The organism is Streptomyces oryzae, from assembly GCF_017676365.1.
GTDB lineage: Bacteria > Actinomycetota > Actinomycetes > Streptomycetales > Streptomycetaceae > Streptomyces > Streptomyces oryzae.
Window position 1 is genome coordinate 1 of record NZ_JADKMA010000237.1, and the last position, 10,304, is coordinate 10,304.

The 10,304-nt window shown below is 71.8% G+C and carries 8 protein-coding genes; 4 read left to right on the plus strand and 4 right to left on the minus strand.

Features of this window, described 5'->3' with window-relative positions; translation table 11 throughout:
- A partial coding sequence (locus tag ITI46_RS30635; protein WP_504739821.1) for an RNA polymerase sigma factor occupies window positions 1-1,241 on the minus strand: 1,241 nt, incomplete at its 3' end.
- Between the two features lie 234 nt (window positions 1,242-1,475).
- Here ITI46_RS30635 and radA point away from each other — a divergent pair.
- On the plus strand, window positions 1,476-2,888 hold the full coding sequence (gene radA / locus ITI46_RS30640) for a DNA repair protein RadA (protein ID WP_209243190.1): 1,413 nt from the start codon (window positions 1,476-1,478) through the stop codon (window positions 2,886-2,888).
- Window positions 2,889-3,166: 278 nt separating this feature from the next.
- The gene (disA, locus tag ITI46_RS30645; protein WP_209243191.1) at window positions 3,167-4,288 is read left to right on the plus strand and encodes a DNA integrity scanning diadenylate cyclase DisA; all 1,122 of its coding nucleotides are present in this window, start codon (window positions 3,167-3,169) and stop codon (window positions 4,286-4,288) included.
- Window positions 4,289-4,363: 75 nt separating this feature from the next.
- Here the strand turns inward: disA and ITI46_RS30650 are convergent, their stop codons facing one another.
- Window positions 4,364-5,212 (minus strand): hypothetical protein, encoded by an 849-nt coding sequence (locus ITI46_RS30650; protein WP_209243192.1) that lies wholly within the window; start codon window positions 5,210-5,212, stop codon window positions 4,364-4,366.
- 252 nt (window positions 5,213-5,464) lie between these two features.
- On the opposite strand from ITI46_RS30650, the gene ITI46_RS30655 reads away from it, so the two are divergent.
- A complete protein-coding gene (locus tag ITI46_RS30655) occupies window positions 5,465-6,436 on the plus strand; it encodes an iron-sulfur binding domain-containing protein (protein WP_209243193.1) in 972 nt (323 codons plus the stop codon).
- A 304-nt stretch (window positions 6,437-6,740) separates the two neighbouring features.
- Here ITI46_RS30655 and ITI46_RS30660 read toward each other — a convergent pair whose 3' ends face one another.
- Entirely contained in the window at window positions 6,741-8,399 is a 1,659-nt protein-coding gene (locus tag ITI46_RS30660; RefSeq protein WP_247746841.1) for an MDR family MFS transporter, read from the minus strand.
- A gap of 276 nt (window positions 8,400-8,675) precedes the next feature.
- On the opposite strand from ITI46_RS30660, the gene ITI46_RS30665 reads away from it, so the two are divergent.
- Window positions 8,676-9,281, plus strand: coding sequence for a TetR/AcrR family transcriptional regulator (locus ITI46_RS30665; protein WP_209243195.1), 606 nt, complete (start codon window positions 8,676-8,678; stop codon window positions 9,279-9,281).
- Between the two features lie 127 nt (window positions 9,282-9,408).
- On the opposite strand, the gene ITI46_RS30670 is transcribed toward ITI46_RS30665, so the two are convergent.
- Window positions 9,409-10,146, minus strand: coding sequence for a M23 family metallopeptidase (locus tag ITI46_RS30670; RefSeq protein ID WP_372452106.1), 738 nt, complete (start codon window positions 10,144-10,146; stop codon window positions 9,409-9,411).
- Between the last annotated feature and the right edge of the window lie 158 nt (window positions 10,147-10,304).

The following is a 10,304-nucleotide window of genomic DNA, read 5'->3' on the forward strand; positions in this document are numbered from 1 at the left end:
GCACCAGCACGGGAGGGCTCCGACGCTCCACCACCGTCCGCCCTCCCGACCGGTTCCCGCTCCCCTCCCCCGCCCGGAAGGGCTCGCCGGCTGTCGGACTCCGGCGGCCGGCCGTCGGTGTCGTCCGGCGCGTCCGCGGTGACGGAACGGTCCGCCTGCGGCTCACCCGTGACGGGAGACCCGCGGTACGCGGCCCACAGGGCAACCACCGGCGCCGCCAGCACCGCGGCGATCACCGTCGAGGTGAGCGCCCGCCCGCGCAGCCGGTCCCTGCGAGGCCCGCGCTCGTTCTCGTACACGGGAAATCCCGCACGGTCGAACCGCGGCACACGCTGGGCCCTGGCCCGGCGCGCCAGCGCGACGGCCGCCTCGACCGCGGAGCGCGGCGCCGGCAGGACGGCGAGCGCGCAGGAGGCGGGCGCGGTGCCGGGCCAGGACACTCCGGCCATGGCGCGCTCGGCGGCACGCCGGCACTGCGGGCATTCGTCCACGTGCCGCACCAGCTCCCGGCGCAGCGCGGTGCCCAGCAGCAGTTGTTCGTCACCGGCCAGACGGGTGACGGCGGCGCAGCCACCGGACTCGACGACCCGCAACGCCGCCCTGGTGCGCTCGACTTCGCAGGAGGCGTTCAGCAGCAGGTCCTCGGCCGCGGTGGTCGACAGCTGGAGCACGGCCGCGATCTGGCCGGGTGACATCCCGTGGCGGACGGACAGTTCGAGGGCCTCGCGCTGTTCGGGCGAGGTACCGGCGGCCTCCGGCCAGGCCAGCGCGGCGAGTTCGCGACGGCGCTGGGCGCGGGCCGCCGCGCCCAGGGGCTCCGTTCCGGAGGCGGCGGGCGAAGCGGGCGCCCCGGAGAGCGGCCGCGCGGGGACGGAAGCCCGCCCCGTCCCGGCAGAGCCGGCGGCGGACAGCGCGGCCTTCTGGTCGGCGAGCCGGCGCGAACAGACCCACCGCGCCAGCGCGTACAACCAGGGGCGGTGGTCCCATTCATCCTCCGGCGCCCGTCCGCGGGCACGCTGGCGGTCCGCGAGGGCGAGCGTCTCACCGAGTGCGGCGAGGGCGGCTTCGTGCCCGCACATGACGGAAAGGCAGTAGGTGAACAGGCCATCCAGATACGCGTCGTCCCTCCGCACGTCCGGACGCGCGGAACGGCTCGGGGACCGGTGCTGCGTCGTCCTGCTCGCCGGGTGCGCTGGGGGTGCGCCGGTGGCGTTCCTCGGGTGCTCGCGCCTGCTCGTCATCACCCCGGCGACGGTAGGCGGATGATGGCGCTTTGCTGGGCCGCCCCCGCAGGATTACTACCTTCGGGTGACGGTCGTCCGCAATACAGGACACGTCCGTTGGGTTTGGCAACAGCAAGTCCACAAAGGGGCGCACAAACGGCGCACACCCGGTACCCGGCCGACCGCGCATGGACCGGCTGCCGCGGCGGTGTGCGGACAGTGGCTGTCAGTGGGCGGCTATACGGTTGCGCCATGGCTGCCCGTAAGTCGTCCGCCAAGGACCGTCCCCTGTATCGCTGCACCGAATGCGGCTGGCAGACAGCCAAGTGGCTCGGGCGGTGTCCCGAGTGTCAGGCGTGGGGCACGGTCGAGGAGACGGGCGGCGCTCCGGCCGTACGGACCACGACGCCCGGCCGGGTGTCCGTCTCGGCGCTGCCCATCGGCCAGGTGGACGGCAAGCAGGCCACGGCACGCGCCACCGGCGTGCCCGAGCTGGACCGGGTGCTCGGCGGCGGTCTGGTGCCCGGCGCCGTGGTGCTGCTGGCGGGCGAGCCGGGCGTCGGCAAGTCCACGCTGCTGCTGGACGTCGCGGCCAAGGCGGCGTCCGACGACCACCGCACGCTGTACGTCACCGGCGAGGAGTCCGCGGGCCAGGTGCGGCTGCGGGCCGACCGTATCGGCGCGCTCGACGACCACCTGTATCTGACCGCCGAGACCGACCTGTCGGCAGTCCTCGGGCACCTGGACGAGGTCAAACCCTCACTGCTGGTGCTGGACTCGGTGCAGACGGTGGCCTCGCCGGAGATCGACGGAGCGCCGGGCGGCGTGGCGCAGGTGAGGGAGGTGGCGGGCGCGCTGATCCGCGCCTCCAAGGAGCGCGGCATGTCCACGCTGCTGGTCGGTCACGTCACCAAGGACGGCGCCATCGCGGGACCGCGGCTGCTGGAGCACCTGGTGGATGTGGTGCTGCACTTCGAGGGCGACCGGCACGCACGGCTGCGCCTGGTGCGCGGCGTGAAGAACCGGTACGGGACGACGGACGAGGTGGGCTGCTTCGAGCTGCACGACGAGGGGATCACGGGCCTCGCCGACCCCTCCGGGCTGTTTCTGACCCGCCGCGCCGAGCCGGTGCCCGGCACCTGTCTGACGGTGACGCTGGAGGGCCGGCGTCCGCTGGTCGCCGAGGTGCAGGCGCTCACCGTGGACAGCCAGATCCCCTCCCCTCGCAGGACCACCTCGGGGCTGGAGAACTCACGGGTGTCGATGATGCTCGCGGTGCTGGAGCAGCGCGGCCGGATCAGCGCCCTCGGCAAGCGGGACATCTACAGCGCGACGGTCGGCGGTGTGCGGCTGTCCGAGCCCGCGGCCGACCTCGCCGTGGCGCTCGCCCTGGCCAGCGCCGCCAGTGACACCCCGCTGCCGAAGAACCTGGTGGCGATCGGCGAGGTCGGGCTGGCCGGCGAGGTCCGCAGGGTGACGGGCATCCAGCGGCGGCTCTCCGAGGCCGCACGGCTGGGCTTCACGCACGCCCTGGTGCCGGGCGACCCGGGCCGTATTCCCGACGGTATGCGGGTGCTGGAGGTGGCCGACATCGGCGAGGCCCTGCGCGTCCTCCCGGCCCGGCCGGCTCGCTCGGCGCCCGCCCAGAGCGGGGCGGCGGACTGAGGCACCCGCTCCCGAGGTACCCGTCGCCGAGCACCCGCGAGGATGGCCTACCGGCGCATCCGCCCTGCGCACGGCGCCGGCGACGCGGTGGGGGCCGTACGCGGCGAGGGCCCCCGCCGACGCGCCGGTAGACTTTGCCCCGGTCTCGACCGACCACGAGCATCACGGGGGCTGTGCACGGCACCGCGAGGGGGAACCGGCACGGTCGCTTCCCGAGGTGCGGTGGATCCGGTGGTCGAGGAAATGCCGACAGGCACCCGCACGACCGAAGGAGTGCAGTGGCAGCCAACGACCGGGCAGCGGTCCCCGGCAGGGCCGAGGGGGCATCCGGCCTGATGCGCGCCTCGCTGAGCGCGGTCGCGCCCGGAACGGCGCTGCGCGACGGGCTGGAGCGCGTCCTGCGCGGCAACACCGGCGGGCTCATCGTCCTCGGCATGGACAAGAGCGTCGAGCAGCTGTGCACCGGCGGCTTCGTGCTCGACGTGGACTTCAGCGCGACCCGGCTGCGCGAGCTGTGCAAGCTGGACGGCGCGCTCATCCTCGACAAGGACATCTCCAAGATCGTCCGCGCGGGCGTACAGCTGGTCCCCGACGCCTCCATTGAGACAGAGGAGACCGGCACCCGGCACCGGACCGCGCAGCGGGTCTCGATCCAGACGGGCTACCCGGTGGTCTCCGTCAGCCAGTCCATGCGGCTGATCGCCCTCTACGTCGACGGGCAGCGGCGCGTGCTGGAGGACTCGGCCGCGATCCTCTCCCGCGCCAACCAGGCCCTGGCCACCCTGGAGCGCTACAAACTGCGCCTGGACGAGGTCGCCGGCACGCTCTCCGCGCTGGAGATCGAGGACCTGGTCACCGTGCGGGACGTGACAGCCGTGGCCCAGCGTCTGGAGATGGTGCGCAGGATCGCCACGGAGATCGAGCAGTACGTGGTGGAGCTGGGCACCGACGGGCGGCTGCTCTCCCTCCAGCTGGACGAGCTGATCGCCGGCGTGGAGCCGGAGCGCGAGCTGGTCGTCCGCGACTACGCGCCGCAGACGGTGGGCGCGGGCCGCCGGGTGCGCGCCGTACCGGACGCGCTCAACGACCTGGACCGGCTCACCCACACCGAGCTGCTCGAACTGGCCACCGTGGCACGGGCGCTGGGCTACAGCGGCGCTCCGGAGACCCTCGACTCGGCCGTATCCCCGCGCGGCTTCCGGCTGCTGGCCAAGGTGCCGCGGCTGCCGGGCACCGTCATCGACCGGCTGGTGGACCACTTCGGCGGGCTGCAGAAGCTGCTCGCGGCGAGCGTGGACGACCTCCAGGCGGTGGACGGCGTCGGTGAGGCCCGCGCCCGCTCGGTCCGCGAGGGCCTGTCCCGGCTCGCCGAGTCCTCGATCCTCGAACGGTACGTGTGACGGCCGTCCGCGGCCGCGCTTCCCCGGTTGCTGCTTTCCTGGCTGCGGCTTCCCCGGTCGCGGCTTCCCTTGCTGCTACTTCACCAGTTTGAAGGACGTGCGGACCGTCTTGAGGCCCTTGACCTTCACCTCGACCTCGTAGGTGCCCGGCTTGGGCGCCTCGAAGGTGGGCGTACCGCAGTTGGCCGCGCTGGCCTTCCGGAACCAGGTGAGCGTGTGCGTGGAGCTGCCGTTGCCCGGCACCAGGCGCGGCAGCGGCTTCTTGCTGGGCGGGCAGTCGTCGGAGGCCCAGAACTTGGCGTCCTCCGGGTTCTTGATCGTCACGATGGTCGCGGTGCGGCCGAGGTCGATCCGGCAGTCGCCGCTCCGCTCGTTGGTGACCTTCAGCTCGAACTGCGGGCGCTCGCCCGGCCCGTACTCCTTCTTGACGCTGCGCAGCTCCGGCTTCACCTCGCCAGGACGGCAGCTCGCCAGGCTCGGCGGGGCCGGAACGCCCGCCGCTCCCCCGCCGCCGGAGCCACCCGAGCCCGAACCCGCGGGATCCGCACCGCCGTTGGCCGCGCCGGTGCTGTTGCCCGGGCCCCAGCCGGAGCCGCCGGACGAGGACTGGTCCGCCTCGTCGGAGCCCCCGGAGCCGCCCGATCCGCCCGGTCCGTCGGAGCCGCCGTCCTCCTCGTCCCGGCCGCCGGGGCGCTCGCTGATCGCCGGTCCTGACTCGGTGGGGCCCGGAGTGATCGTGCTGGCGGGCCCGTTGCCCTTGTCGCCGTTCTTGCCCTGGTTCCGCGCGCCGCCGTCACCGCCGAACGAGGTCACTGCCCAGACGACGATCAGGACCAGCAGCGCGAGGACAGCAAGGGCAACTGCCCTCCGTCGCCAGTAGATGGAGGAGGGAAGCGGCCCGATCGGATTGCGCAGAGATCCCACGCGGAAACCTTACGAGACATCAGCCACACCACAGGACCGCACCCACCGCTCCGACGACCAATTGTTGTGATGAGCGGCAAAGCATGAGCGGTACGCGCCCTACGTGGCCATTTGAGCAGTCTGTGGCGTCCGCCGTATCCCGACCGATACGTCACGGATGTATGACGGATGTATGGCGGAAGCAGCGGACAGGCTTTCGTACCGCGTGTGCGTTTTTCGGATGAGGAGCGCCGTGCCAGGATCGGTCGTGCCATGACTGCGACCACCGAGACTCCCCAAGCCGCTTCGGCCGGCGCCCCCCATGCGCGCGCCGCGGAAACCGAAGCCGTCGACCCCGCCCTGCGCGAGACGGCGCGCGCCCTCCATGCTCCCGTCGTCGACTGGTTCGCCACACACGCCCGCGACCTCCCCTGGCGCCGCCCCGAGGCGGGCGCGTGGGGCGTCATGGTCAGCGAGTTCATGCTCCAACAGACCCCCGTCAACCGCGTACTGCCGGTGTACGAGGAGTGGATGAAGCGCTGGCCGCGCCCCGCCGACCTGGCCGCCGAGGCACCCGGCGAAGCCGTCCGCGCCTGGGGGCGGCTCGGCTATCCGCGCCGGGCACTGCGGCTGCACGGAGCCGCCAAGGCCATAGCGGAACGGCACGGCGGCGAGGTGCCCGTCGAGCACGCCCAGTTGCTGGCGCTGCCCGGCGTCGGTGAGTACACGGCCGCCGCTGTGGTCTCGTTCGCGTACGGCAAGCGGCACGCGGTGCTCGACACCAATGTGCGGCGGGTCTTCGCGCGCGCCGTCAGCGGACAGCAGTACCCGCCCAACGCCACCACCGCGGCCGAACGCAAGCTCGCCCGCGCGCTGTTGCCGGAGGACGACGAGACGGCCTCGCGCTGGGCGGCGGCGACGATGGAACTGGGCGCCCTGGTGTGCACGGCCCGCAGTCCGCAGTGCGGACGGTGCCCGATCACTGCGCAGTGCGCCTGGCAGCGCGCGGGCGCGCCCGAACACCAGGGCCCCGCGCGGCGCACCCAGGCGTATGCGGGCACCGATCGCCAGGTACGCGGACGGCTGCTGGCGGTGCTGCGCGCCGCCAAGGAGCCGGTCCCGCAGTCGGACCTCGACCGCGTCTGGCACGAGCCCGTCCAGCGCGCGAGGGCGCTGGACGGACTGGTGGCCGACGGCCTGGTCGAACCACTGGACGGCAAGCGGTACCGCCTGCCGCTGACCTGAACCGCACCGCTCGCCGGAGAGGGCGCGGTGCCGGATGCCCGCTCCAGGCCGTATCCGTACCCCATAGGAGCCCGGCATCCGTATCCCGTAGGAGCCCGGCGGTTGCCGTCCTTTCGGCACCGCCGGGCTCCACCGCTGTGTTGCCCCGGCTGTGTTGCCCCCGGTGGGTTGCTCGCCGTGGATTGCTCGCTGTGGATTGCTCGCAGTGGGGAGAGGGCGCCCCGAGTGGCGCGTCCGAGGCGGGGCGCCCCGCGAGGCACGGCGCCGGCCGGCCCGCGCCGACCGGCCGTCAGCCGTCTCGCTCTCAGCCTCCGACCCCGGCCCGTCCCCCGACCGCGGTCGGCTCGCCACCCCCGGTCGACCCATCCGCGGTCGGCTCGGTGCCCTGGCCGCCCTCGGCGTCCTGCTGGGCGTCGGCCCCCGGTCCGGCGGCCTCCGCGGAGGGGGCGCCGTCCTGCGGTTCCTCGGGACTCTGGGCTGCGGCGTCCTTGAGCGGGACCTCCTTGATGAACCAGGCGGCGACGAAGGCCAGCACCGTGACCCCGGCGGCCAGCAGGAAGACCGCGTGGGTGCCGCTGACCACCGCGTGCTCATACGCCGCCCGCACCTGCTCCGGCAGCTTCTCCAGGGAAGCTGCGTCGAGCTGGGCGGCGCCGTCGGCGAGCTTGGAGGCGGGGCCGGAGCCGGACTGTCCGCTCGCTGCTGCGCTCTCCCGCATGGAGTCCTCCACATGGCGCGCGAAGATGGTGCCCATCAGGGCGACGCCGAAGGAGCCGCCGATGGTGCGGAACAGCGTGGTCGTCGAGGAGGCGACGCCCATGTCCTTGAGCTCCACGCTGTTCTGCGCGATGAGCATGGTCAGCTGCATCAGGAAGCCCATACCGGCGCCCAGCACCGCCATGTACAGAGCGGAGGTCAGCCTGCTGGTGCCGACGTCCATCTGCGCCAGCAGGAAGAGGCCGACGGGTATGAGCGCGCCGCCCAGGATGGGGTAGATGCGGTACTTCCCCGTCTTGGTGGTGGCGCGGCCGGTGACCACGGAGACGACCATCATCGGCAGCAGCACGGGCAGCAGGAGCAGCCCGGAGTTGGTGGCCGAGGCACCCTGGACGCTCTGCTGGTAGAGCGGCAGGAAGGTCATCGAGCCGAACATCACGAAGCCGAGCAGGAAGCCGATGAACGCGACCAGCGAGAAGTTGCTGCTGCGGAAGACCCGCAGCGGAAGGATCGGCTCGGCGACCCGGCGCTCGATGAAGGGGAAGGCGATCAGCGCCGCCACGGCGAGCACCGAGAGGCCGACGATGGTGCCCGAGCCCCAGTCGTACTCGGTGCCGCCCCAGCTGGTGACCAGCACCGCCGCGGTGATGCCGACGGTCAGCAGCACGGCACCGGTGTAGTCGATACGGCCCTGGGAGCGCTTCTTGGGCAGGTGCAGCACGGTGCCGACCATCGCGAGCGCGACGGCACCCAGCGGCAGGTTGATGTAGAAGGCCCAGCGCCAGCCCAGGTGGTCGGTGAGCGTGCCGCCGACGAGCGGGCCGCCGATCATGGCCAGCGACATGACTCCGGCCATCATGCCCATGTACTTGCCGCGCTCCCGTGGCGGCACCAGGTCGCCCATGATCGCCATGGCGCCGACCATGAGTCCGCCGGCGCCCAGGCCCTGAAGGGCACGGAAGCCGATGAGCTGGCCCATCGTCTGGGCCGCTCCGGAGGTCATCGAACCGGCGAGGAAGATGACGATCGAGGTGAGGAAGACACCCTTCCGCCCGAACATGTCGCCGAGCTTGCCCCAGATCGGCGTCGAGGCGGCCGTGGTGAGGGTGTAGGCGGTGACCACCCAGGAGAGGTGCTCGAGGCCGCCGAGTTCACCGACGATCGTGGGCATCGCGGTGCCCACGATCATGTTGTCCAGCATCGCGAGCAGGACGGCGACCATCAGGGAGAACATGACCAGGTGCATGCTGCGCGGCTTGGCTCCCCCGCCTGCCGTCCCGGTCCCGGCTGCCGCTCCGGAGCCGGCTGCCGCCTCTCCCTTGGCTCCTCCTTGACCCGGACTCGACCCTTCCTTGCCTTTGGCGCCCCCCTTCTGCAGATCTGCCCCGTTTGTCGCGCCACTCGCACTCATGCGCGGCCACTCCCCTTTGCTTGCCACTTACTTGCCGCACGGCTAGTTCAGTACCATGGATAAAGTAGGACGCTCCTAGCCGGGCGTCAAGTAAGTTCTGAAGGGGTCGGCATGAGCAGGGGAAACACCCGTCAGCGCATCCAGGACGTCGCCCTGGAGCTGTTCGCTGAGCGCGGTTACGAGAAGACCTCGCTCAGGGAGATCGCCGAGCAGCTGGGCGTCACCAAAGCCGCGCTGTACTACCACTTCAAGACGAAGGAAGACCTGGTCACCAGCCTCTTCGAGGACCTGGTGCTGGGCCCGGCCGATGCCGTGATCGCCTGGGCGGAGGCCCACCAGCCGACCACGCTGGAGACGAAGCTGGAGATCCTGAACCGCTACAGCGCGTGCATCGGCAACGCCACCCCCCTCGTCCGGTTCATGCACGAGAACCAGGCCGCGCTGCGCGACCTGTCGATCGGCGAGCAGATGAAGACCCGCATCCTCACGCTGCTCCAGCTGATCAAGGACCAGGACGCGGCCCTCACCGACCAGGTCCGCTGCGCCTCGGCCCTGTTCACCATGCACTCCACGCTCTTCACCCTGGAGGGCAGCAACGCCGACCCGGAGGAGAAGCGCAAGGCGGCCCTGGAGGTGGCCCAGGAGCTGGTCACCGCCGCCCACCACGGCTCAGCCCCCGGGCCGGCCCCGGAAACGGGCAACGCCCGTCACGAATGACGGGCGTTGCAGCCGACCTCCGGCACGTCCCCTTGGCCGGAGGTCCCGCCGACACCGGGCTCAGCGGTATCGGCGGTGGTTTCTCGGGGCGAGGCGGGGCACCTCGTCGCGGGTCGGAAGCCGCGGGTCAGAAGGTGACGCCGACCGCGCGCATCGCGCTCACCGGGTCGACGGCCGTGCCGTAGTTCGGACCCTTGCGGATCTCGAAGTGCAGGTGCGGCCCTGAGGAGTTACCGGTGTTGCCGGACTTCGCTATGGTCTGGCCGGTCCTGATCTGCTGACCGGGCTTGACGTCGATCTCCGACAGGTGCGCGTACTGCGAGTACGCACCGTTGTCGTGCCGGATCACAATGGCGTTGCCGTACGCCGGGCCGTCACCCGCGCCGTTCGGACCCGCCTTGACGACGGTGCCCTTGTGCACGGCCTTGACCGGGGTGCCGACGTTCACGGCGAAGTCCTGGCCGGAGTGGTTGTGCGCCCAGCGTCCGCCCGCCTTGCCGTAGGAGGCGCTCAGCTCGTACTTGGTCGTGATCGGCTTGATCCACGACATCTCGAGGCGCTTGGCGTCCCGGGCGGCCTTCTGAGCCGCGCGCTTCTTGGCCTCGGCGGCCTGCTGCTTCGCCTCGGCCGCGCGCTGCTCGGCCTTCTCGGCGGCCTCGACCGCCTTGCGGTGCGCGTCAGCCTGGGCCTGCGTGGCCTTCGCGAGGCTGTTCGCGGTGCTGATTGCGAAGATGTCGTTCTGGGCCGTGCCCGCATCGGCCTTCGCGGCCGCTATCGCCGTGCCGGCCCCCAGGGCCATCGACGCGCCGAGACCGGCGGCCAGCGCCGTCCTGTAGGCCTTGGCGCGGTTGGTGGTCCTAGACATCGCCATAGGGGTGCTACCTCCGGGAGGGGTCTGAAGTGCGCCACGAAGCGGACGCGACCCCCTTGGTAACCCGCCAGAAAACGGACATCAAGGACCGTTATTACTAAACAACCCCGTAGTAACACGAGTAACCCAGGTCACCAGCGACTCCCCGCTGC

What these genes read in the sequence shown, in the direction of transcription:
- radA (WP_209243190.1), top strand. Translation starts at nt 1,476, where the DNA reads ATGGCTGCCCGTAAGTCGTCCGCCAAGGACCGTCCCCTGTATCGCTGC.
- ITI46_RS30655 (WP_209243193.1), top strand. Translation starts at nt 5,465, where the DNA reads ATGACTGCGACCACCGAGACTCCCCAAGCCGCTTCGGCCGGCGCCCCC.
- ITI46_RS30660 (WP_247746841.1), bottom strand. Translation starts at nt 8,399, where the DNA reads ATGCACCTGGTCATGTTCTCCCTGATGGTCGCCGTCCTGCTCGCGATG.
- ITI46_RS30665 (WP_209243195.1), top strand. Translation starts at nt 8,676, where the DNA reads ATGAGCAGGGGAAACACCCGTCAGCGCATCCAGGACGTCGCCCTGGAG.
- ITI46_RS30670 (WP_372452106.1), bottom strand. Translation starts at nt 10,146, where the DNA reads ATGTCTAGGACCACCAACCGCGCCAAGGCCTACAGGACGGCGCTGGCC.